Raw genomic sequence first — 22,179 nt, 5'->3', positions numbered from 1 at the left:
TCAGCGGGCCAGCACCGGCCTGAGCGCCTCGCCGGTGTGCGTGCCGGCCTTCACCACCTGCTCCGGCGTGCCGCCGCACACCACGCGCCCGCCGGCCGCACCGCCGTCGGGCCCGAGATCGACGATCCAGTCGGCCTCGGCGATCACGTCGAGGTCGTGCTCGATCACCACCACGCTGTGGCCGCCGGCGACGAGCCGGTGCAGCACGTGGATCAGCTTCTCGACGTCCGCCATGTGCAGGCCCACCGTCGGCTCGTCCAGCACGTACAGCGTGTGCGGCGGCTTCTGGCCGCGGCGCGTCACGTCGTCGCGCACCTTGCTCAGCTCGGTGACCAGCTTGATGCGCTGCGCCTCGCCGCCCGACAGCGTCGGTGAGGGCTGGCCGAGCGTGAGGTAGCCCAGGCCGACGTCCTTCAGCAGCTGCAGCGGGTGCGCGATGCCCGGCATGCTGGCGAAGAACTCGACCGCTTCGTCGACCTCCATCGCCAGCACGTCGCCTATGCTCTTGCCGCGCCAGCTCACCGCCAGCGTCTCGGCATTGAAGCGCTGGCCGTGGCACACGTCGCAGGGCACCTTCACGTCGGGCAGGAAGCTCATCTCTATCGTTCGCACGCCCTGCCCCTCGCAGGCCGGGCAGCGACCCTGGCCGGTGTTGAACGAGAAGCGCGCCGCCGTGTAGCCGCGGGCCTTGGCCTCCAGCGTCTCGGTGAACAGCTTGCGGATCTGGTCCCAGAAGCCGATGTAGGTGGCCGGGCAGGAGCGCGGGGTCTTGCCGATGGGGGTCTGGTCGACCTCGAGCACGCGGTCCACCGTGCCCCAGCCATCGAGCGCCGTGCAGCCGGCGAGGACGACGTTGCGCGGCGTGCCACGGCCCTTGCCCGCGACCAGCTGTGCGACGTTCTCCAGCAGCACGTCGCGCGCCAGCGTGGACTTGCCGGAGCCGGAGACTCCCGTCACCGCGACCAGGCGCTGCAGCGGGATGTCGACGTCCACGCCCTGCAGGTTGTGCAGGTGGGCGCCGCGCAGCTCCAGTCTCGGCGTCGTCGCGCTGATGGCGCGGCGCTCGTGCAGCGGATGCTTCAGCGGATGGGCCAGGAAGCGGCCGGTGAGGGAATCGGGATGCGCCGCCAGGTCCTGCGCCGTGCCTTGCGCAATCAGCCGACCGCCGCGCTTGCCCGCGCCGGGGCCGATGTCGATGATGTGGTCGGCGCGGCGGATGGTGTCCTCGTCGTGCTCGACGACGACCAGCGTGTTGCCTTTGCCGCCCAGCTTGTGCAGCGCGTCCAGCAGGATGCCGTTGTCGCGCGGGTGCAGGCCGATGGTCGGCTCGTCCAGCACGTAGCAGACGCCTTGCAGGTTGCTGCCCAGTTGCGCCGCCAGGCGGATGCGCTGCGCCTCGCCGCCGGAGAGCGTCGGCGCCGCGCGGTCCAGCGTGAGGTAGCCGAGGCCGACCTCTTCGAGGAACTCGAGGCGGTTGCGGATCTCGGTGATCACGTCGCGCGCGATCCCGGCCTCGCGGCCGACGAGCTGGAGCGACTCGACCCAGCCGCGCGTGTCCTTCACCGACCACTGCGCGACCTCGTGGATGCCCTTGTGCGCGAAGGTCACGGCCCGCGAGATGGGGTTCAGCCGCGCGCCGCCGCAATCCTGGCAGGGCTCGCCGGCCACGCCTTCAACCTCGGGCTCCTCGCTGGGGAAGCTCTGCTCGCGGCCCTTGTTGTCGTCGTCGCGCTTGCTGTCGTCGAAGGCCTGGCGCTGCTCTCGCGTGAGCGTGAGCCCGGTGCCCACGCAGCCGGTGCACCAGCCGTGCTTGCTGTTGTAGCTGAACATGCGCGGGTCCAGCTCCGGATAGCTCGTGCCGCAGACCGGGCAGGCACGCTTGGTGGAGAACACCGTCACCTGCCCGATGCGTGCGGTGCTGCCGCCGGCCGCCATGGTGCCCGCCAGGCCGTCCAGCGGATGCAGCAGGTGCAGCACGCCCTTGCCGAGGTCCAGCGCCTGGGCCAGCAGCGTGCGCAGCTCGGCTTCGTTGTCGGGTCGGATGAACAGGTCGCCGACCGGCAGCTCCAGCGTGTGCTCCTTGAAGCGGTCCAGGCGCGGCCACGGGTCCACCGGCAGGAACTCGCCGTCGACCCGCAGGTGGCTGTGCCCCCGGGCCTTGGCCCACTTGGCCAGGTCGGTGTAGACGCCCTTGCGGTTGACGACCAGCGGCGCGAGCAGGCCCACGTGCTGCCCGGCGTGGTCTCGCAGCAGCTGCGCCGCGATGCTCTCGGCGCTTTGCGGCATCACCGGCGCGCCGTCCTTGACGCAGTGCTGCAGGCCCAGCTTGACCCACAGCAGGCGCAGGAAGTGCCAGACCTCGGTGGTGGTGGCCACCGTGCTCTTGCGGCCGCCGCGCGACAGGCGCTGCTCGATGGCCACCGTCGGCGGGATGCCCCACACCGCATCCACCTCCGGCCGCCCGGCCGGCTGCACGATGCTGCGGGCATAGGCGTTGAGCGATTCGAGGTAGCGGCGCTGGCCCTCGTTGAACAGGATGTCGAAAGCCAGCGTGGACTTGCCCGAGCCCGACACGCCGGTGACCACGCTGAACTTGCCGCGCGGGATGTCGACCGACATCGACTTCAGGTTGTGCTCGCGGGCGTTGACGATGCGGATGGCGTCGTCCTCCGCGCGGCGCTCGCGGACCTTGCGGCCGAGGTAGGCGCCTTCGAGCTTTTCGCTCACACCGAGCGCTCCGTCGTACTCGCGCAGCGCCTTGCCGGTGTGGGAGCTGGCGTGGGCGCGGATCTCCTCGGGCGTGCCGACCGCGACGACTTCGCCGCCCGCGTCGCCCCCCTCCGGGCCCAGGTCGATCAGCCAATCAGCGGAGCGGATCACGTCGAGGTTGTGCTCTATCACCAGCAGCGAGTGGCCCACGTCCAGCAGCTTGCGCAACGCGCGCATCAGCTTGGCGATGTCATCGAAGTGCAGGCCGGTGGTGGGCTCGTCGAAGATGAAGAACTGACCCTTCTTCGCCACCGGCTGCCTCGGGCTGGAAACGGCCTCGGCCAGGTGCCCGGCGAGCTTCAGGCGCTGGGCCTCGCCGCCCGAAAGCGTGGGCACGGGCTGGCCGAGTCGCACGTAGTCCAGGCCGACGTCGACGATGGGCTGCAGGGTGCGCACGACCTCGCGGTCGTTGGCGAAGAGCTGCACGGCTTCGCTGACCGTGAGCTCCAGCGTGTCGGCAATGCTGAGCTGCCGGTCGCCACGGACGATCTTCACGTCCAGCATCTCGGCGCGGTAGCGGCGGCCATCGCAGTCGGGGCAGCGCAGGTAGACGTCCGACAGGAACTGCATCTCGACGTGCTCGAAGCCCGAGCCGCCACAGGTGGGGCAGCGGCCGTCGCCGGCGTTGAAGCTGAACATGCCCGCCGTGTAGCTGCGCTCCTGGGCCAGCGGCGCGACGGCGAAGAGCTTGCGGATCTCGTCGAAGGCGCCGACGTAGCTGGCCGGGTTGGAGCGCGCGGTCTTGCCGATCGGGCTCTGGTCGACGAAGACCGCACCGGCCAGGTGATCCATGCCGAGCAGTCGGTCGAACTCGCCCGGGGCCTCGGTGGCCTGGCCGAAGTGGCGCGACAGCGCCGGCACCAGCACGTCCTGCACCAGCGTCGACTTGCCCGAGCCCGACACGCCGGTGACCACCACCAGGCGCTGCAGCGGGAACTCGACCGAGATGTCCTTCAGGTTGTGCTCTCGCGCCCCTTCGAGCAGCAGGCGTGGCGTGCCTTCGTCGACGAAGCGCTTGAAGCCCATGCCCACCGTCTTGCGTGCGCCGAGGTAGGCGCCGGTCAGCGTGTCGGCCGAGCGGGCCTCGGCGGGCGTGCCGTCGAAGACGATCTGGCCGCCCCGCTCGCCCGGGCCGGGGCCCATGTCGATGAGGCGATCGGCGGCCAGCATCACCGCCGGATCGTGCTCGACCACCACCAGCGTGTTGCCCGCGTCGCGCAGGCGGTGCATGGCCTCGACGATGCGGTTCATGTCGCGCGGGTGCAGGCCTATCGAGGGCTCGTCCAGCACGAACATGGTGTTGACCAGCGAAGTGCCGAGCGCCGTGGTGAGGTTGATGCGCTGCACCTCGCCGCCACTGAGTGTTCGGCTCTGGCGGTCCAGCGTGAGGTAGCCGAGGCCGACGTCGCAGAGGTACCTGATGCGGGTGCGCACCTCGTCGAGCAAAAGCTTCAGCGCCTCGTCTCTCAGCGCGTCAGGAAGTGTCAGTTGATCGAAGAAGGTGCGCAGCCGCGTGATGGGCAGCAGCATCAGGTCCTGCAGGTGCAGGCCCGGCAATGCCTCGAGTTGCTCACGGCTCCACGAGACGCCGACCGGCATGAAGCGCCTGGACGGCGCGAGCACGCCGTCGGCCTCCTTCTTGCCGCCCAGGCGCCACAGCAGCGACTCCAGCTTCAGCCGGGCGCCGCCGCACACCCCGCACGGCGTGTAGCTGCGGTACTTGGACAAGAGCACGCGGATGTGCATCTTGTAGGCCTTGCTCTCGAGGTACTCGAAGAAGCGGCGCACGCCGTACCACTGCTTGTTCCAGTTGCCGTTCCAGTGCGGGGAGCCCTCGACGACCCACTCGCGCTGCGCGGGCGTGAGCTGGCTCCAGGCGGTGTCGCGCGGGATGCCGGCATCGCCGGCGTACTTCATCAGGTCGTCCTGGCACTCCTTCCAGGCCGGCGTCTGCAGCGGCTTGATCGCCCCGCTGCGCAGCGTCTTGCGTTCGTCGGGAATGACCAGGCCGAAGTCGACACCGATCACGCGGCCGAAGCCGCGGCAGGTGTCGCAGGCGCCGTAGGCCGAGTTGAACGAGAACAGCGCGGGCTGCGGGTCGCCGTAGCGCAGGTCGCTCTCGGGGCAATGCAGGCCGGTGGAGTAGCGCCAGTGGTCGGGTTCGCCTTCGTCCTTCAGGGCGTAGACCGAAAGGCGCCCGCTGCCGCGCTTCAAGCCGAGCTCGATGGCCTCCATGGCGCGAACCCGCTCGGTGTTCGAGAGGCGGAAGCGGTCGGCCACCACGTCGAGCAGCTTGCGCTCGCCGACCGTGCGCTCGGCCTGCACGCGGGTGAAGCCGCTCGCGGCAAGCCACTGCTCCACCTCTTCTGCCGAGGTGTTGGCGGGCAGCTCGACCGGGAAGGTGACCACCAACCGCGGATCGCCGGCCGTAGCCGCACGCTCCTGCAGGTCCGCGTAGATCGTCTCCGGCGTGTCGTGCCGCACGCGCAAGCCGGTCTGCTTGTCGAAGAGTTCGGCCGCCCGTGCGAAGAGCAGCTTCAGGTGGTCGTTGAGCTCGGTCATCGTGCCCACCGTCGACCGGCTGGTGCGCACCGGGTTCGTCTGGTCGATGGCGATGGCGGGCGGCACACCGTCGACCTTGTCCACCGCAGGGCGGTCCATGCGGTCGAGGAACTGGCGCGCGTAGGCCGAGAACGTCTCCACGTAGCGGCGCTGGCCCTCGGCGTAGAGCGTGTCGAACACCAGGCTGGACTTGCCCGAGCCGGAGGGGCCGGTGACCACCGTCATCTCCCCCGTGCGGATGTCCAGGTCCAGGTTCTTCAGGTTGTGCTGGCGCGCGCCGCGGATGTGGATGGTTCCGGAGGACATGGAAGGGTCACGGGCAGGGTGGAACCCTCTATGTTGGCATGGCGCCATGCCCTTTCGCCCCCGCAGGGGAAAGCGTGAAGAACGGCGCGACACCTTCGCCCGCATCGGGGCGGCTCTCTTCAAAATCGCGGCCTGCCAACCGTAGGAGACGGCATGAAGTCCACCTGGTGTCATTGGGTAGCCGTCGCTTCGTGCGCGCTCGCCTGCGGGGCCGCCTCGGCCCAGATCCGCATCGGCCAGACGGCCGGCTTCAGCGGCGCAGCCGCCGCCGGCGTCAAGGAGACCACGGAGGGCGCCAAGCTCTACCTCGACGCCGTCAACAAGGCCGGCGGCGTGGCGAACCAGCAGATCGAACTCATCTCCCTGGACGACAAGTTCGAGCCGCCGCTGGCGGCCGAGAACGCCCACAAGCTGATCGACCAGGGCGTGGTCGCCCTGTTCCTCACCCGTGGCACGCCGCACACGCAAGCCGTCGTGCCGCTGCTCGCACAGAACCATGTGCCCCTGGTCGCCCCTTCGACCGGCGCGATGGCGCTGCACCAGCCGGTCAACCCGTGGGTGTTCAACGTGCGGGCCACCTACCAGCGCGAAGCCGAGCGCGCCGTGCGCCACCTGAGCCTGATCGGCATGGAGCGCATCGCGCTGATCCAGGTCGACGATTCCTTCGGTGCTGATGCGGCCACAGGCGCGCTGGCCGGCTTCACCGCGGTCGGCAAGCAGCCGGTGGCACACGAGAAATTCGATCGAAACAAGCCCGACATGGCGCCCCTCATCCCGAAGATCGTCAAGTCGGACGCGCAGGCCGTGGTGTTCATCGGCTCCGGCAACATGGTGGCCGACGGCGTGAAGCTGCTGCGCCAGGGTGGCTCGCGGGCCCAGGTGGTGACCTTGTCGAACAACGCCTCGGCCGGCTTCGTCAAATCGCTGGGCGACTACGCCCGCGGCACGGTGGTGAGCCAGGTGTTCCCGTACGAGCGCTCGCTGTCGACCCCGATCGTGAAGGAGGCCATGGAGCTGGCGCACGAGCGTGGGATGAGCGAAGTCACGCCCGCGATGCTGGAGGGCTACGCCGCCGCCAAGGTGCTGGTCGAGGGCCTGAAGCGCGCCGCGCCCAACATCAGCCGCGAGAAGCTCAAGACCGCCCTCGAGGCCTTCAAGCGCGTCGACATCGGCGGGCTCGAGGTGAGCTACAGCTCGACGGACCACAGCGGGCTGGACTACGCCGATCTCTCCATCATCGGCGAAGACGGGAAGTTCAAACGATAGGCCCCCGCGGGGTGGGCTACCTGCTCGACGCGACGTGCGACGGCTGAATCAACCCAGTTCGGCGCGCCGTGGCAGGTCGGCGCCGCGCCGGCCGCAGGTGATGGCCGCGGCTCGGGCCGCGAAGCGCAGCACGTCGCTCCACGCGGTGGTGGGCAAGGCTCGCACCGCCGCCGGATCGAGCGCGCCGCGCTCGGCCAGCGCGACCAGCATCGCGGCCTGGAAGGTGTCGCCGGCACCGACGGTATCGACCACCGTGACCGGTACCGGCGCGACCTCCAGCGTGCCCGCGGCGAGGAAGGCCATTGCCCCGTCGCCGCCCCGTGTGACGACCACCGCGCCGGCGCCCTGCCCTCGCCATTGCGCCGCGAGCTCTGCCGGCGGCACGCCGGGGTAGAGCAAGCCCAGGTCCTCGTCGCTGATCTTCAGCACGTCGGTACGCGATGCCATCCACTCGATTGCCGCTCTCCAGCGCGCGAGCGAGGGCTCGACGTTCAGCCGCACATTCGGGTCGTAGGCGATGAGCGCGCTGCCTTGCCAGCGCTCGATGAGCGAGCGCTGCACGCCCGCCACCGGCTCGACGACCATCGCGTACGAGCCGACGTGGATGGCGCGCGTGCCTGCGGGCACCGCATCGAGCGCCGCTGGTGGCAGCACACGGTCGGCAGCCCCTTCACCGTAGAAGCTGTACGAGGGCACGCCCTGCGCATCGACCCCGACGAGACTGAGCGTCGTGGGCGCCTCGAGGCGTTGCACGGTGCCAGTGGCTATGCCTTCGCTCGCCAGGGCCTTCATCAGCCGCTCGCCGAGAAAACCGCGCGAGACACCGCCCAGGAAGGACACCGGCTGCCCCAGCCGCGCGAGGCCCAGGGCCACGTTGAAAGGCGAGCCGCCGATGCGCGCATCCAGCGCCAGGCCGGTGGGCGTTTCGCCGGCTGAAAACACGTCGAACAAGGCCTCGCCGCATACCACGAACATCGATCACCTTTCACTGCCTGAGGCTGGGCGCAGGCCGGCCCCGGGGCTCAGAACGCCAGGCGCTCCAGCGCGCGCTGATAGGCCGGGTCGTGCATCAGCTCGTCCCACGGCCACGGATCGGTGCGAGGCAGCAGCGCGATGCGCCGGGCCTCGCTGGCCGGCTCCGGCTGCCAGCGGCCAGCGGCCTGCGCCTCGGCCAGGCCTTCGAGCAGGGCGTCGACCGGCGCGCCGCCATCGACCTTGCTCTGGTTGCACAGCAGCACCAGGTCGCACCCGGCATTGAGAGCCTCGACTGCCGCCTCGCTCGCGCTGGCCGTGCGGCCGTCGATGACGCGGGCGCCTTCCATGCTGAGGTCGTCGCTGAAGACCGCACCGTTGAAGCCGATCTCTCCGCGCAGGATGTCCTGCAGCCAGACGCGCGAGAAGCCTGCCGGCCGCGAATCGACCTTCGGGTAGGTGATGTGGGCCGGCATCACGCTGGACAGCGTGCCGCCCAGCCAGTCGTAGGGCCGCACGTCGTCGGCCAGGAGGGCGCGGCGCGAGCGCGTGTCCACCGGCGCCGCCACGTGGCTGTCGGCCCGGGCGTGGCCGTGCGCGGGGAAGTGCTTGCCGCAGTTCGCCATGCCGGCCTGCAGCAGGCCATGCATCAGGCTCTTGGCCAGCAGCGAGACGACGCGCGCGTCGCGATGGAAGGCGCGATCGCCTATCACCTCGCTGCGGCCGTGGTCCAGGTCCAGAACCGGCGTGAAGCTGAAATCGACGCCGCAGGCACGAAGCTCGGTGGCAAGCACGTAGCCGGCGGCCGATGCGGCATCGGTGGCGCGCATCGCATCGCGCATCCACAGCTCGCCGAAGGCGCGCATGGCCGGCAGATGCGTGAAGCCATCCGTCCTGAAACGCTGCACGCGGCCGCCTTCGTGGTCCACGCAGACGAGCAGGTCGGGCCGGATCGACTTGGCCTCGGCCACGTAGGCGGTGAGCTGGGCGCGGCTTTCGAAGTGGCGCGCGAAGAGGATCAGGCCGCCGGTCAAAGGGTGGGCGATGCGGCGGCGGTCGTTCGCATCGAGCGACGGGCCGGCGGTGTCCAGAACAACAGGAGCGTGGTCAGTCATCTTGTTCCACGACGACGAAGCTGACCGCGTAGTCGCTCTCGTCGCTCAGGGTCACGTGGGCGCGCAGCCGGCGCGCGGCAAACCAGTCGGCCAGCTCGCCGTGCAGGCGGATGTAGGGCTGGCCGCTGGCGTGGTTGAGGATCTCGCAGGCACGCCAGCTCATGGGCATGTGCAGGCCCAGGCCGATGGCCTTGGAGAAGGCCTCCTTGCAGGAGAAGCGGGTGCCGAGGTAGGCCAGGCCGCGGGCCTCGACCTTGGCCCGCCGGTACTGGAACACCTTCATCTCGCCAGGACCGAGCACACGCTCGGGGAACTTGTCTCCCCGGCGCGCCAGCGTGGCGGCGATGCGGCGCAGGTCGCACACGTCGGTGCCGGTGCCGAAGATCATGCCGGGTGCTGCCCCATCTCGATGGCGCGACGGTAACCACGGATGGTGTCCGCATAGCCCAGCTCCAGCGCGTCGGCGATCAGCGCGTGGCCTATCGACACCTCGCTCACGCCGGGCACCTCGCGCAGGAAGGCAGGCAGGTTGTCGCGGTTCAGGTCGTGGCCGGCATTCACGCCCAGGCCGGCCGCCAGGGCCGCACGGGCCGCCTCGGCGAAGCGCCCGCGGACTTCGGCCTCTCGCGCAGTGCCGAAGGCCGCCGCATAGCTCTCGGTGTAAAGCTCGACGCGCTCCGCGCCGACGGCGCGGGCCAGCGGCATGGCAGCCGGGTCTGGATCCATGAACAGGCTCACGCGCACGCCGAGCGCCTGGCATTCGGCGATGAGCGGGCGGATGGTCTCGGCCTCCTTTGCCAGGTCCCAGCCGTGGTCGGAGGTGAACTGGCCCACGGTGTCGGGCACGAAGGTGACCTGATGCGGCCGCACGGAGCGGACGAACTCCATCAGGTTGTGCAGCGGGTTGCCCTCGATGTTGTACTCGGCCTCGGGCCAGGCCTTCAGGAGCGCGGCCAGGTCGTGTACGTCATGGGCCCGGATGTGCCGCTCGTCCGGCCGCGGGTGCACGGTGATGCCGTCGGCGCCGGCTTCGAGCACCATCGTGGCCGCTCGCGTGACGCTGGGCAGCCCGAGGTGGCGCGTGTTGCGCAGCAGGGCCACCTTGTTCAGGTTGACCGACAGGGCGGTGCGGCCTGCGCCGGCATGCTGGCCGGCTTCGGTGGCGACGAGTGGGTTCATGGCGTGTCGGCGCCGGCGTCCGGCGGATGGAGCGAGTCGACTAGCCGCTGCGCGTCGATCATCACGTCACGGGTGCGCAGCCGGGGCGTGCCCAGATGATAGTGAAGCAAGGCGCGCAGGGCCGCCTTGAGTGGTACCAAGGCTTCAGTGCAGGCGGCTTGCAAGGCTCCCATGGCGCTCTGATCCAGCGCCGTTTGCAAGCGCTGCAGCTGAGCGCCGCTGAAGGCAGCTTCCGAAGGGGCGGCTTCGATCACGCCGAGCTCGGGCCTGAGAAGGCAGGCATCGGAATCACCCACCGCTTGCAGCGTGCTGGTATAGCGGTCGAGTTGGGGCAGCAGGCCGATCTCGCGCAGCAGGACCAGCTCGAAGGCGCGCAGCGCGGCCTGGGTCAGCAGGTCCTGACCGGCGGCCAAGGCGGGCAGCGTGGCGGCGTAGGCATCGAACAGCAGCGGATGCGGATCTCCGCGGGCGACGAGCTTGATGAGCAGCTCGTTGAGGTAGAAGCCGGAGAACAGCGCCGCCCCGGTCAGCATCGGCGCGCCACCGGCCCATTCGGCGCCTCGCAGGGTCACTATCTCGGCATGCTCGTCGCGTGACGGCCGGCTGACCGAGGCGTTGATCCGCTGGAAAGGCAGCAGCGCGGCACGCAGCTGGGAGTAGGGCCGTTTGGCCCCCTTGGCGACCACTGCGATGCGGCCCTGGTCGCGGGTGAACAGGTCCAGGATCAGGCTGGTCTCGCTCCAGTCGTAGCGGTGCAGCACATAGGCTGCGCTGGCCGGGTTGCTGCGGGCCACGGCCTTATTCGTAGCCGTAGCTTCGCAGGTGCTCCTCGCTGTCGGCCCAGCCGGAGCGCACCTTCACCCAAAGCTCCAGGAAGACCTTGGCCTCCATCAGGCGCTCCATCTCCTGCCGGGCCTCGCTGCCGATGCGCTTCAGGCGCTCGCCCTGGTTGCCGATGATCATGCCCTTGTGGGCGTCGCGCTCGACGACGATGGAAGCGCTGATGCGGCGCCTCAGCCCCCCCTCTTCTTCCTCCCACTTGTCGATCACGACGGTGGAGGTGTAGGGCAGCTCGTCGCCGGTGAGGCGGAAGAGCTTCTCCCGGATGATCTCGCTGGCGAGGAACTTCTCGCTGCGGTCGGTGAGCATGTCCGGCTCGTAGTACCAGGGCTGCTCGGGCAGGTAGGGCGCGAGGATGCCGAACAGGCGATCGACGTCGGCCGCCTTGTGGGCCGACATCGGCACGTACTCGGCGAAGTGGTGGCGCTCCTGCATGGTCTTCAGCCAGGGCAGCAGGTCGGACCGGCGCTGCACGTTGTCGAGCTTGTTGGCCACCAGCACGACCGGCTTGTGCTTCAGCGCCTCGCCCTGCAGCAGCGACAGCACCTTGGCATCGTCCATGCCGAAGCGGCCGGCCTCGACGAGGAACAGCACCAGGTCGACATCGGACAGCGTGCCGACCACTGCCCGGTTGAGCGAGCGGTTCAGCGCGGCCGCGTGGCGGGTCTGGAAGCCGGGGGTGTCGACGAAGATGAACTGCGCCTCGCCGACGGTACGCACGCCGGTGACGCGATGGCGCGTCGTCTGGGCCTTGTTCGAGGTGATGCTGATCTTCTGGCCGACCAGGGCGTTCATCAAGGTCGACTTGCCGACGTTGGGCCGGCCCACGATGGCGATCAGGCCGCAGCGCTGGGGGCCGGCGGAGGCCGGTTCGGTAGAGGCAGGGGCGGTGTGTTCCACGCGGCGATTGTCCCGCAGTGGCGCCACGACCGGCGCCTTTGCGTTCAGGCGCGATCGCCCTCGGCGCGCTGGAGCTGGTCGAGCAGGGCCTGCGCGGCCTCCTGCTCGGCGGCGCGGCGGGACTTGCCCTCGCCACGGGCGCTGCGCTCCAGGGCCGGCACGCTGGCTTCGACCTCGAAGGTCTGGGCGTGGGCCTGGCCGCGGGTGGCGACGATCCGGTAGACCGGCACGGCGTGCTTGCGGGCCTGCAGCCACTCCTGCAACTCGGTCTTGGCGTCCTTGCGCCAGCTGTCCACGCCGGCGCCGGCGATGACCTCGCCGAACAGGCGAGCGACCAATGCGTGGGCGGCCTCGGCGCCCCCGTCCAGGTAGACCGCGCCTATCACCGCCTCCATCGCGTCGGCCAGGATGGAGGCACGCTGCGCGCCGCCGCCCCGGGCCTCGCCTTCCGACAGGCGAAGCACCTCGGGCAGGCGCATGGCCAGGGCGAGGCGGTGCAGGCTGTCCTCGCGCACCAGGTGTGCGCGCACGCGGGTGAGGTCGCCCTCATCGGAGCCGCCGAAGCGGTCGAACAACAGGCTGGAGACAGCGAGGTTCAACACCGCATCGCCCAGGAATTCGAGCCGCTCGTTGTGCTCGGCGCCGAAGCTGCGGTGGGTCAGGGCGCGCAGCAGCAGGTCGGGCCGGCGGAAGCGGTGGTCCAGTCGCTGTTGAAGCGCTTCGTGGCGGGGATCCATGGATTCGCGGTGCGGCCGCGCCGGCGCGGCCGCGAAACTGTCATTTGGTGCTGACAGTGTGCCGGTACTTGATCAGCAGGAACACCGGGTCCACGATTTCCACTTCCTTGTCATAGGCGAAGCTGACGCGGAAGCCATCCCCCACGGCCTCGATCTCGAGATCGTTGCCGCTGATCATGGAGTTCGTGTATTCGATCTGGCGCTGCTTGTCGAAGGCGCGGCGGATCTCGGGAACCGAACTCGGGCGCGGGTCGCTGCGGGCCACGCGGTCGACCGCCTGGCGGGTCGTGAGGAACTCCTGTACCGAGGGATACACGCGGATCAGCAGCAGCGCGCCGAAGGAAACGACGATGGCCCAGAACAGAAGGCCCATCAGGCTCAGGCCGCGTTGGCGCTGGCGAGAGGAAGACACGTTGGACAACGCACGGCTCATGAGGCGAGGAACTCCTTGACGCGGACAGCGGCTCAGTGGAACGAGCCGATCCGGCCGAGGTTACCGAAATTCATCCAGATCAAGAAGGCCCGGCCCACCAGATTCTCATCAGGCACGAAGCCCCAGTAGCGAGAGTCCTGAGAATTGTCACGGTTGTCGCCCATGACGAAGTAGTGGCCCGCCGGCACTTTGCAGGTCACACCCTCGGCGCTGTAGCTGCAGGCTTCGCGATAGGGGAACACCGTGATCGGCCTGAACGACTGACCAGGTCCCTTCTCGTGCTGGATGCGGTGTTCCACCTCGCCGAGCTTCTCGGTGAACTGGTCCATGTAGCGCATCCGGTCGTCGTCGTAGCCGTCGCCCTGCGGAGTGGTCACGACCAGTTGGCCGTTGATGCGCAGCTGGTGGTTGCCGTAGCTGACCGTGTCGCCGGGCAGGCCGACGACGCGCTTGATGTAGTCGATGCGCGGGTCGACCGGGTAGTGGAAGACCATCACGTCGCCGCGCTGCGGATCCTTGTTGGGGATGAGCTTGGTGTTCAGCACCGGCAGCCGGATGCCGTAGTGGAATTTGTTCACCAGGATCAGGTCGCCCACCTCCAGCGTCGGGATCATCGAGCCGGAGGGGATCTTGAAGGGCTCGAACAGGAACGAGCGCAGCAGGAAGACGACGATGATCACCGGGAACAGGCCGGCGGTCCAGTCGAGCCACCAGGGCTGCATCAGCAGCCGCGTGCGCGCATCGTCGACGTTGCCGTCGACCTGCGTGATGCCCTGCGACGCCAGCTGCGCGCGGCGCGCGGTGTCCTGCTGCTCCAGATGGCGCACCGCGGCCTCGCGCTGGGGGCGGAAGTACAGGCGTTCGGCGAGCCAGTAGAAGAAGGTGAACACCGACAGGATGAACAGCAGCAACGAGAAGTTGCCCACCCACTTGTCCATGTACCAGCCGCCGAGGTAGACGATCAAGGCGCCGTACAGGACGGCGGTGAGGTATTGCATGGGTTGTCTGTGCGGGAGTTGATCTTCTTCAGTCGTCGACCTGCAGGATGGCGAGGAACGCTTCCTGCGGCACCTCGACGGTGCCGATCTGCTTCATGCGCTTCTTGCCGGCCTTCTGCTTCTCGAGCAGCTTGCGTTTGCGGGTGATGTCACCGCCGTAGCATTTTGCCAGCACGTTCTTGCGCAGCGCCTTGATGTTCTCGCGGGCGATGATGTTGGCGCCGATGGCCGCCTGGATCGCCACGTCGTACATCTGACGCGGTATCTGCTCGCGCATCTTGGCGGCCACGGCGCGGCCGCGGTACTGGCTCTGCACACGGTGCACGATCATCGCCAGCGGGTCGACCCGCTCGCCATTGATCAGGATGTCGACCTTGACCACGTCCGAGGCGCGGTACTCCTTGAACTCGTAGTCCATGGAGGCGTAGCCGCGCGAGGCCGACTTCAGCTTGTCGAAGAAGTCCAGCACGATCTCGGCGAGCGGCAGCTCGTAGGTCAGCATGACCTGCTTGCCGTGGTAGGCCATGTTCAGCTGCACGCCGCGCTTCTGGTTGGCCAGGGTCATCACGACGCCGACGTAGTCCTGCGGCATGTACAGGTGCACCGTGACGATGGGCTCGCGGATCTCGCGGATGCGGCCGAGGTCCGGCATCTTGCTCGGATTCTCGACCTCCAGCACCGTGCCGTCGTTGAGCTCGACCTCGTAGACCACGCTGGGGGCGGTGGTGACGAGGTCCTGGTCGAACTCGCGCTCCAGCCGCTCCTGCACGATCTCCATGTGCAGCAGGCCGAGAAAACCGCAGCGGAAGCCGAAGCCCAGCGCCTGGCTGACCTCGGGTTCGTAGCGCAGAGAGCTGTCGTTCAGCTTCAGCTTCTCCAGCGCGTCGCGCAGCTGGTCGTACTCGCTGGCCTCGGTGGGGTACAGGCCGGCGAAGACCTGGGGCTGGATTTCCTTGAAGCCGGGCAGGGCCTCGGTCGCCGGGCCGGCGTTGTTCGGCAGCTTCTTTTCCAGCGTCAAGGTGTCCCCCACCTTGGCGGCCTGCAGCTCCTTGATGCCGGCGATGATGAACCCGACCTCGCCGGCCCGCAGCAGCTCGCGGTTCTCGCTCTTGGGCGTGAACACGCCCAGGTGCTCGATGGGATACACCGTGTTGGTGGCCATCATGCGGATTCGATCGGCCTTGCGCAGCTCGCCGTCCACCACCCGCACCAGCATCACGACGCCGACGTAGTTGTCGAACCAGCTGTCGATGATCATCGCCCGCGGCGGGCCGTCCGGGTTGCCTCGCGGTGCCGGCATGCGTTCGATCACCGCCTCGAGGATGTCGTCTATGCCCATGCCGGTCTTCGCCGAGCACGGGATGGCATGCGTCGCGTCGATGCCGATCACATCCTCGATCTCGGCCTTCGCGTTGTCGGGATCCGCCTGCGGCAGGTCCATCTTGTTCAGGACAGGCACGACGTCCACCCCGAGCTCGATGGCGGTGTAGCAGTTGGCGACCGTCTGCGCCTCGACCCCCTGACTCGCGTCCACCACCAGCAGCGCGCCCTCGCAAGCCGAGAGCGAGCGGCTGACCTCGTACGAGAAGTCGACGTGCCCCGGCGTGTCGATGAGGTTGAGGTTGTAGGTACGACCGTTCTTCGCCGTGTATTGCAGCGCCGCCGTCTGCGCCTTGATCGTGATGCCGCGCTCGCGCTCGATGTCCATCGAGTCCAGCACCTGCGCCTCCATCTCTCGATCGCTCAGGCCTCCACAGCGCTGGATGATCCGATCGGCCAGCGTGCTCTTGCCGTGGTCGATGTGGGCAATGATGGAGAAGTTGCGGATGTGGTCCATGGAGACTGCTTGCGACGCTTCAGGCCAGACCCGCGACAGCACGGCCGTCGCGTTGGAGGCTCATATCGCGAAGCGATGTGAAGGCCCGACAAGGGGTGGGCCAGAAACAAAAAAAAGGCACGTCCAAATTGGAGACGCGCCTTCCAACAAAACGTATGGCAACTGCTTGTTGGGCCTTCATTGTAGCCAAAAGGACCCCGCTGCAAGCCGCGTATTTCCTGGGTTCGCGCCCGTTGCGGGGTGCCAACAGCAAAATCCGTCCACAAGTTATCCACAGGCCGGTGTGCATACCTTGGGGACATCCTGAAGGCGCCCGCAACACGTCAAAGCGCTCACTAAACCGTGCTGCAGTGGCGTCCATTGTATGCGTACGTCGCTGCAATCGGGCTGTCGGCAGGTAAGTTTGCTGGCACTCACCAACATTGCATCAGATCGAAGGGCATTTTCAGCAAATTGCATGCCCAGCGATGGCCATCGCCTCGCTCCCACTTCGTGAAAAGACCCGCCAGCCCAGTCGGGCAGGCGGGTCCATGAAGCGGTGGGACGGCGGGGTCAGCGGTTCGGCCGGATCACCACGTAGTTGACCCATTCGCCGCGGCGGACCAGCAAGGTGACGGCCTTGCTCTTGTCCAGCTTGCCGACGACGGTACCGAACTGCTTCGTGTCGGCCACCTCGACGTTGTCTATCGACAGGACCACGTCGCCTTCGCGCAGCCCCGCGCGGGCCGCCGCCCCCTCGACGCTGTCGACACGCACGCCGCCACGCACCTTCAGCTCCTTGCGCTGCGCATCGGTCAGGTCGCTCACCACCAGGCCCAGCTGGGCCTTGCCCGCGGACGACGAAGGCGGGCTGCCCGGAGTCCCTGCAGCCTGCTTGTCGGCATCGAGCTCGGCGACGGTCGCCGTGACGTCCTTGTAGCTCTTGATCGTCGGCCGGAAGATCTGCAGCGTGACCTTGCTGCCGGGCTTGGTGGCGCCGATCATGCGCGCCAGGTCACCCGACTTCTCGACCGTGTGTCCGTCGACCTTGACGATGATGTCGCCGGCCTCGATGCCGGCCTTTTCGGCGGGCGTGCCGGCTTCTATCCCTTGCACGAGCGCGCCCACCGGCTTGCCCAGGCCGATGGACTCGGCCACCTCCTTGGTCACCGGTGCGATCCGCACGCCGATGCGGCCACGAATGACCCGGCCGCTGGCGCGCAGTTGATCGGACACGCGGATGGCCTCGTCGATCGGAATGGCGAAGGAGATGCCGGCGTAGCCGCCCGAAGGGCTGTAGATCTGTGAGTTGATGCCAATGACCTCGCCGCGCAGGTTGATCAGCGGCCCCCCGGAGTTGCCGGGATTGATCGCGACATCGGTCTGGATGAACGGCAGGAAGTCTCCGGTGTCCCGCTGCTTGGCGCTGACGATGCCGGCCGTCACCGTGTTCTCCAGGCCGAAGGGAGAGCCGATGGCCATCACCCACTCGCCGACCCTGAGCTTGCCGACGTCGCCGATCTTCACGGCCGGCAGGCCGGTCGCTTCGATCTTCACCACTGCCACGTCGGTGCGAGCGTCCGCCCCGATGACCTTGGCCTTGAACTCGCGCTTGTCGGTCAGCGTGACGATCAACTCGTCGGCGCCGTCGACCACGTGGGCATTGGTCATCACGTAGCCATCCGTGCTCAGGATGAAGCCCGAGCCGACGCCCCGCCTCGTCGGCACATCATCGTCATCGTCGTTGCCGCCGCCGCGCGGACTGCGGTTGTTGGGCATCGGGATCCCGAAGCGACGGAAGAACTCCTCCAGGCCCGGGTCGACCTGCGCGCCGCCGCGGCCCATGTTCTTGGCCTTCTCGGTCGTGCGGATGTTGACCACCGACGGGCCCGCCTGCTCGGCGAGGTCACTGAAGTCCGGAAGCGCTCGCGCCTGGGCTGCAGCGGGGACGGGCTGCACAGCTGCGAAAGCCGCCGCCAGCGACAGCGCCGCGGCGGCCATCAGGCCACGCGTCTTGCGGCGGCTGGCCATCGTGATGGCTTGGGAATGCATGAGTTCTCCTTGAGGAACAGGATTGACCTGGACGGCGGCCCTCACCGCCGGGTTGACTTCAACAGGCCCTAGCGCTTGCGTTCCAGGGCACTGACGAACTTCCGCAGGGTCTCTGTAGGCACGTCACCCATCACGGTGACCCACTGATCGTCGCGGCGGGTCCGCAGGGTGTGCGTGGCACCGATCGCACCCACGAACTCGGCTTGGTGCCGCTTCGCGTCAAAAGGTTCGACGAACAGCGATACATGCGTCAGGCCGTCCGAATAGATGGCCTGCAGGACCACCGGTTCCGACGCCCCGCCGCCCGGGTCCAGCGAACGCTTGGCGCACTGCACCGGCTTGAACCCCGATGGCAGGGCACCGAGTTGCCAGCCCTCGTTGTCGAGGCTGGTGGGAAGGTACGCAGGTCGGCGCACCCGATAGCCCTCGAGGTGGCGCACGCGTTCAGTCACGAGGGCCGGGCGCGCCTTGACTCCGATCGCGACTTCCGAGAACGTGGACCAGTCCAGCACCTGCCCGTTGGGTGCGAGGATGTCCGCCCGCAGCAGCAGGCCCGTCTGGCGCTCTGCCCACAGGCGCTGGCTGAAGCGCAAGGCATCGCGCGCCTTCAGCAGCACCACCTCGGCCTCAAAGCCGGCCACGCGGCCCACGCCAAGGGTCTGCAACTCGTACGACTCGGTGATGCGCTGCTCGACCGCGGACGGCAGCGCCAGGAAACCGGTACGCACGTCGCGTTGTTCGACCTCCGCCTGCCGGGCCTGCGGCCAGATCTTGTGCACCACGTCGTTGTGCCGAAGCACGGTCATCGCTTCGCCGCTCAGCATGTCGACCCGCTCGTACTGCTGGTCGGCGTCGAAGTAGTGCGCCACGCGCCACACGGTCACGCTGCCGGCATCGCTGGACACCAGCGTGCCTTCGTAGTTGCGCTGCTTGGCGGCCTCATGGACGCGCAACAGCCACGCGCGGCCATCAAGCGGGCGCGTGCCGTTGCCATCGGGTGCGGAGGCGGATTGGGCCCAACCCCATTGCGGCCACAAGCACACCGCCGCGAATCCGGCCAGGGAGGCCCTGCGGGCCCAGCTGACCCGGTACGCCCTCGCGGGCCGGCGGACGACGGCCGGCAAATGCATGCTCCGGGACTCGCGCTGGATCAACGGCCGTCCTGGATGACGGCCACCTGCCGCACGCCGCCGGGCACTGCCAGACTGGTGCTGCCGACGAACTGGCGGTGCGCATTCAGGTAGCGGTCCAGTTCAGGGTCGCGCACCATGGTGCCCATTTCCACCGTACCGGCGGGACCGCCGCCGACGGCGGACGCCGCGATCGGTTGCGGGCCGGCAGCGGCCAGCGGAAGGGTCACCACTTCGGCCTCGCGCGGATTCGTCAGGCTGCTCATCACCAGGACGCCGCTCACCATCACACCCGCCGCCATGGCCGCGGGCATGCCCCATCGCAGGCGCCTGGTGCCGCCGACAGCCGCCGTGGCGAGGGCCACGCCTGCGGCCGGTGCAGCCGGCTGCTGGCGCACCGGCGCCAGCACCACGGGCTCCTGGGCCAGCCGGGCTCGCAGGGCCAGCAGAAAGGTCTGGTCGTGCCCGGCATCACTTGCCAGGTCATCCGAGCGCATCGCGTCGCCGATCCATTGATAGGCATGCCAGCGTTCGCGCACCGCTGGCTCGTCACGCCAGGCGTCGAAGCTCGCCTGCGCTTCGGCATCATCAGCCTCGCCGTCGCACAAGGCCGACAGCTGCAGCCAGCGGCGGTCGTTCGGATCGTCAACAGGTTGAGTCATGGATGCAGCTCCAGGTCGGCGGATTGTGGCGTCGATTCACCAGCGCTCGCCGTCGCGCGTGTCCAGCAGGGGCCGAAGGCGTTGTGCGATCGCCTCGCGTGCTCGAAAGATCCGCGAGCGGACGGTACCGATCGGGCAATTCATCACGTCCGCAATCTCTTCATAGCTGAGGCCTTCGATCTCGCGCAGCGTGATCGCCTGCCGCAGATCCTCCGACAGGGCCTCGATCGCCGCGTTGACGGTCGACGCGATCTCCTTGCTGGCCAGCAAGGCTTCGGGCGTCGCCATGTCGCTTGGTTCCAAACCCCGGCGCGAAGTTTCGTCGTCGTCGTCGGTGCTTGCCATGGCCGCTTCCGTGACCAACGGATCCCGCTTGAGATCGACTAGCGCCTTCTTCGCGGTATTCACGGCGATTCGATACAGCCAGGTGTAGAACGCGCTGTCGCCCCGAAACTGGGGCAGCGCGCGATACGCCCGGATGAAGGACTCCTGGGCGATGTCCGCCACCAGGTCCACATCCCTCACCATGCGGCCGATCAGGCGCTCGATCCGCCGCTGGTACTTGACCACCAGCATCTCGAAGGCGCGAACGTCGCCTTGCTTCACCCGTTCGACCAGGGCGGCATCGACATCCGGACCGGGCGTCATCGCGGCCCCTCATCCGCCGCCAGGGCGGCCGCGGGCGCCGCTGGGGCACTTGCGCGCTTCAGGACAACCCGCAAGGCATGCCAGCGCAACGGCGCAGATCGGCGCTCGAGCGGCAGCCAGCTGAAACCCCGACTGCCGCGCGGGCGAACTCGCAACAGCGCAGATCCACCCAGGTCAATGGGAACCGACGGGCTGTCCAGCTCGATGGCACGGCCGGAGAAGTCCACCTCATACCACGTAGTACCGTCCCAGCGCAGGCTTCGGTTGCCGGCACGACCCTGACGGCGCCAGACGACAACGCAGGCCAGGGCAGCCAGCGCGAGTGCACTCGCCAGCAGGGTCCAGTGTCCCGAAACGCCGATCATCCGCGCGGCCTCGAGCCGCCAGTGCAGCCACGCCATCGGCACGGCCATGGCAACGCCAGCCAGGATGCTCGCGGCCAGATCCCACAGGCCGTGCCGTGAGACGGGATAGTCGACCGGGGGCGCGGCGCGCATGCGACGCGGGACCGTGCCGTGCGTGGCTTCAGATGCGGCCGAACACCAGCGTCCCGTTGGTGCCGCCGAAACCGAAGTTGTTCTTGGCCGCGATGTCGATCTTCATCTGGCGCGCGCTGTTGGCGCAGTAGTCCAGGTCGCACTCGGGATCCTGGTTGAAGATGTTGATCGTGGGAGGCGAGACCTGGTCGCGAATCGCGAGCACGGTGAACACCGATTCGATGCCGCCGGCACCACCCAGCAGGTGGCCGGTCATCGACTTGGTCGAGTTCACGACCAGCTTCTTCGCATGGTCGCCGAAAGCCAGCTTGATGGCGTTGGTCTCGTTCAGGTCGCCCAACGGCGTCGAAGTGCCGTGGGCATTGAGGTACTGCACCTGGTCCGCGTTGATGCCGGCGTCGCGCAATGCCGCCTTCATCGACCGCTTCGGACCATCCACGTTCGGTGCCGTCATGTGGAAGGCATCGCCCCCCATGCCGAAGCCCAGGAGCTCAGCGTAGATCTTCGCGCCGCGCTTCTTCGCGTGCTCGTACTCCTCGAGCACCATGACGCCGGCCCCTTCACCGAGCACGAAACCGTCGCGGTCCTTGTCCCAGGGGCGGGAGGCCGTGGCGGGGTCGTCGTTACGCGTCGACAGGGCGCGCGCCGCGGCAAAGCCGCCCACGCCCAGCAGTGACACCGTGGCCTCGGCGCCACCGGCCACCATCACATCCGCATCACCGCACTGGATCATCCGCGCTGACTGGCCGATGCAGTGCAGGCCCGTCGTGCAGGCGGTCACCACGGCGAGGTTGGGGCCGGTGAAGCCGTATCGGATGGCGAGGTGGCCCGAGATCATGTTGATGATCGAGGCGGGCACGAAGAACGGCGAGATGCGCCGCGGACCCCTTTCGAAGGTCAGCTTCGCAGTGGATTCGATTTCCGGAAGACCGCCGATCCCGGAGCCGATCATGCAGCCGATGCGCTCGGCCGTCTCCTCGGTCAGTTGATCGTTGGTCGGCAAGCCCGCGTCACGCACTGCCTGGATGCCCGCCGCCATCCCGAAATGGATGAAGCTGTCCATGTGCTTGGCTTCCTTGCCCGGGATGTACTCCTCGAGCTGGAAGTCCTTGACCTCGCCGGCGAACTGGCAACTGATGCCAGAGGCATCGAAGCGCGTGATCGGCGCAATGCCTGACTTGCCGGCCAGCAGGTTGGCCCAGCCTTCTGAAACGGTGTTGCCGACCGGGCTGATGAGCCCCAGGCCGGTGATGACGACGCGTCGACGGGTCATGCGATGGGGGCGCTGTGGAAGGCT

At 68.3% G+C, this 22,179-nt stretch carries 18 protein-coding genes; 1 reads left to right on the top strand and 17 read right to left on the bottom strand.

Features of this window, described 5'->3' with window-relative positions; all coding sequences use genetic code 11:
* The gene (uvrA, locus tag ACS5PM_RS16835; RefSeq protein WP_439388813.1) at nt 1-5,637 is read right to left on the bottom strand and encodes an excinuclease ABC subunit UvrA; all 5,637 of its coding nucleotides are present in this window, start codon (nt 5,635-5,637) and stop codon (nt 1-3) included.
* Between the two features lie 153 nt (nt 5,638-5,790).
* Here uvrA and ACS5PM_RS16830 point away from each other — a divergent pair, with 153 nt between their 5' ends.
* Nucleotides 5,791-6,903, top strand: a complete 1,113-nt coding sequence (locus tag ACS5PM_RS16830; RefSeq protein WP_439388812.1) for an ABC transporter substrate-binding protein — start codon at nt 5,791-5,793, stop codon at nt 6,901-6,903.
* A 48-nt stretch (nt 6,904-6,951) separates the two neighbouring features.
* Here the strand turns inward: ACS5PM_RS16830 and ACS5PM_RS16825 are convergent, their stop codons facing one another.
* From ACS5PM_RS16825 to fabF, 16 genes are all read right to left on the bottom strand, one after another.
* Nucleotides 6,952-7,878, bottom strand: coding sequence for a carbohydrate kinase family protein (locus tag ACS5PM_RS16825; protein WP_439388811.1), 927 nt, complete (start codon nt 7,876-7,878; stop codon nt 6,952-6,954).
* Between the two features lie 47 nt (nt 7,879-7,925).
* A complete protein-coding gene (gene nagZ, locus ACS5PM_RS16820; RefSeq protein ID WP_439388810.1) occupies nt 7,926-8,990 on the bottom strand; it encodes a beta-N-acetylhexosaminidase in 1,065 nt (354 codons plus the stop codon).
* Nucleotides 8,983-9,378 (bottom strand): holo-ACP synthase, encoded by a 396-nt coding sequence (gene acpS, locus ACS5PM_RS16815; protein ID WP_439388809.1) that lies wholly within the window; start codon nt 9,376-9,378, stop codon nt 8,983-8,985. The genes nagZ and acpS overlap by 8 nt, the downstream gene beginning before the upstream one ends.
* Complete coding sequence (locus ACS5PM_RS16810; protein WP_439388808.1) at nt 9,375-10,169, bottom strand: pyridoxine 5'-phosphate synthase; 795 nt, start codon at nt 10,167-10,169, stop codon at nt 9,375-9,377. The genes acpS and ACS5PM_RS16810 overlap by 4 nt, the downstream gene beginning before the upstream one ends.
* A complete protein-coding gene (gene recO, locus ACS5PM_RS16805; protein ID WP_439388807.1) occupies nt 10,166-10,963 on the bottom strand; it encodes a DNA repair protein RecO in 798 nt (265 codons plus the stop codon). Before recO ends, ACS5PM_RS16810 begins: the two co-directional genes overlap by 4 nt.
* Before the next feature lie 4 nt (nt 10,964-10,967).
* Nucleotides 10,968-11,927 carry a GTPase Era gene (gene era, locus ACS5PM_RS16800; protein WP_439389016.1) on the bottom strand — a complete coding sequence of 320 codons (960 nt, stop codon included), beginning with the start codon at nt 11,925-11,927 and terminating at the stop codon, nt 10,968-10,970.
* 26 nt (nt 11,928-11,953) lie between these two features.
* Complete coding sequence (rnc, locus tag ACS5PM_RS16795) at nt 11,954-12,646, bottom strand: ribonuclease III (protein WP_439388806.1); 693 nt, start codon at nt 12,644-12,646, stop codon at nt 11,954-11,956.
* A gap of 40 nt (nt 12,647-12,686) precedes the next feature.
* Nucleotides 12,687-13,079, bottom strand: coding sequence for a DUF4845 domain-containing protein (locus ACS5PM_RS16790; protein ID WP_439388805.1), 393 nt, complete (start codon nt 13,077-13,079; stop codon nt 12,687-12,689).
* 32 nt (nt 13,080-13,111) lie between these two features.
* Entirely contained in the window at nt 13,112-14,077 is a 966-nt protein-coding gene (gene lepB / locus ACS5PM_RS16785; RefSeq protein ID WP_439388804.1) for a signal peptidase I, read from the bottom strand.
* Between the two features lie 28 nt (nt 14,078-14,105).
* Complete coding sequence (gene lepA, locus ACS5PM_RS16780; RefSeq protein ID WP_439388803.1) at nt 14,106-15,914, bottom strand: translation elongation factor 4; 1,809 nt, start codon at nt 15,912-15,914, stop codon at nt 14,106-14,108.
* A 552-nt stretch (nt 15,915-16,466) separates the two neighbouring features.
* Entirely contained in the window at nt 16,467-17,945 is a 1,479-nt protein-coding gene (locus ACS5PM_RS16775) for a DegQ family serine endoprotease (protein ID WP_439388802.1), read from the bottom strand.
* Between the two features lie 68 nt (nt 17,946-18,013).
* A complete protein-coding gene (locus ACS5PM_RS16770; protein ID WP_439388801.1) occupies nt 18,014-19,075 on the bottom strand; it encodes a MucB/RseB C-terminal domain-containing protein in 1,062 nt (353 codons plus the stop codon).
* A gap of 20 nt (nt 19,076-19,095) precedes the next feature.
* The gene (locus tag ACS5PM_RS16765; protein WP_439388800.1) at nt 19,096-19,737 is read right to left on the bottom strand and encodes a sigma-E factor negative regulatory protein; all 642 of its coding nucleotides are present in this window, start codon (nt 19,735-19,737) and stop codon (nt 19,096-19,098) included.
* Between the two features lie 36 nt (nt 19,738-19,773).
* Entirely contained in the window at nt 19,774-20,385 is a 612-nt protein-coding gene (gene rpoE / locus ACS5PM_RS16760) for an RNA polymerase sigma factor RpoE (protein WP_439388799.1), read from the bottom strand.
* Nucleotides 20,382-20,882, bottom strand: coding sequence for a hypothetical protein (locus ACS5PM_RS16755; protein ID WP_439388798.1), 501 nt, complete (start codon nt 20,880-20,882; stop codon nt 20,382-20,384). The genes rpoE and ACS5PM_RS16755 overlap by 4 nt, the downstream gene beginning before the upstream one ends.
* Before the next feature lie 28 nt (nt 20,883-20,910).
* The gene (gene fabF / locus ACS5PM_RS16750; RefSeq protein WP_439388797.1) at nt 20,911-22,155 is read right to left on the bottom strand and encodes a beta-ketoacyl-ACP synthase II; all 1,245 of its coding nucleotides are present in this window, start codon (nt 22,153-22,155) and stop codon (nt 20,911-20,913) included.
* Nucleotides 22,156-22,179: the final 24 nt, after the last annotated feature.

The organism is Ideonella flava (genome assembly GCF_051857595.1).
GTDB lineage: Bacteria > Pseudomonadota > Gammaproteobacteria > Burkholderiales > Burkholderiaceae_C > Ideonella.
The sequence above is the reverse complement of the archived record's forward strand: the minus strand, read 5'-3'. Positions and strand labels throughout refer to the sequence as shown.

Coding starts and splice junctions, on each gene's coding strand:
- uvrA (WP_439388813.1), bottom strand. CDS start 5,637: ATGTCCTCCGGAACCATCCACATCCGCGGCGCGCGCCAGCACAACCTG.
- ACS5PM_RS16830 (WP_439388812.1), top strand. CDS start 5,791: ATGAAGTCCACCTGGTGTCATTGGGTAGCCGTCGCTTCGTGCGCGCTC.
- ACS5PM_RS16825 (WP_439388811.1), bottom strand. CDS start 7,878: ATGTTCGTGGTATGCGGCGAGGCCTTGTTCGACGTGTTTTCAGCCGGC.
- nagZ (WP_439388810.1), bottom strand. CDS start 8,990: ATGACTGACCACGCTCCTGTTGTTCTGGACACCGCCGGCCCGTCGCTC.
- acpS (WP_439388809.1), bottom strand. CDS start 9,378: ATGATCTTCGGCACCGGCACCGACGTGTGCGACCTGCGCCGCATCGCC.
- ACS5PM_RS16810 (WP_439388808.1), bottom strand. CDS start 10,169: ATGAACCCACTCGTCGCCACCGAAGCCGGCCAGCATGCCGGCGCAGGC.
- rnc (WP_439388806.1), bottom strand. CDS start 12,646: ATGGATCCCCGCCACGAAGCGCTTCAACAGCGACTGGACCACCGCTTC.
- ACS5PM_RS16790 (WP_439388805.1), bottom strand. CDS start 13,079: ATGAGCCGTGCGTTGTCCAACGTGTCTTCCTCTCGCCAGCGCCAACGC.
- lepB (WP_439388804.1), bottom strand. CDS start 14,077: ATGCAATACCTCACCGCCGTCCTGTACGGCGCCTTGATCGTCTACCTC.
- lepA (WP_439388803.1), bottom strand. CDS start 15,914: ATGGACCACATCCGCAACTTCTCCATCATTGCCCACATCGACCACGGC.
- ACS5PM_RS16775 (WP_439388802.1), bottom strand. CDS start 17,945: ATGCATTCCCAAGCCATCACGATGGCCAGCCGCCGCAAGACGCGTGGC.
- ACS5PM_RS16770 (WP_439388801.1), bottom strand. CDS start 19,075: ATGCATTTGCCGGCCGTCGTCCGCCGGCCCGCGAGGGCGTACCGGGTC.
- ACS5PM_RS16765 (WP_439388800.1), bottom strand. CDS start 19,737: ATGACTCAACCTGTTGACGATCCGAACGACCGCCGCTGGCTGCAGCTG.
- rpoE (WP_439388799.1), bottom strand. CDS start 20,385: ATGACGCCCGGTCCGGATGTCGATGCCGCCCTGGTCGAACGGGTGAAG.
- ACS5PM_RS16755 (WP_439388798.1), bottom strand. CDS start 20,882: ATGCGCGCCGCGCCCCCGGTCGACTATCCCGTCTCACGGCACGGCCTG.
- fabF (WP_439388797.1), bottom strand. CDS start 22,155: ATGACCCGTCGACGCGTCGTCATCACCGGCCTGGGGCTCATCAGCCCG.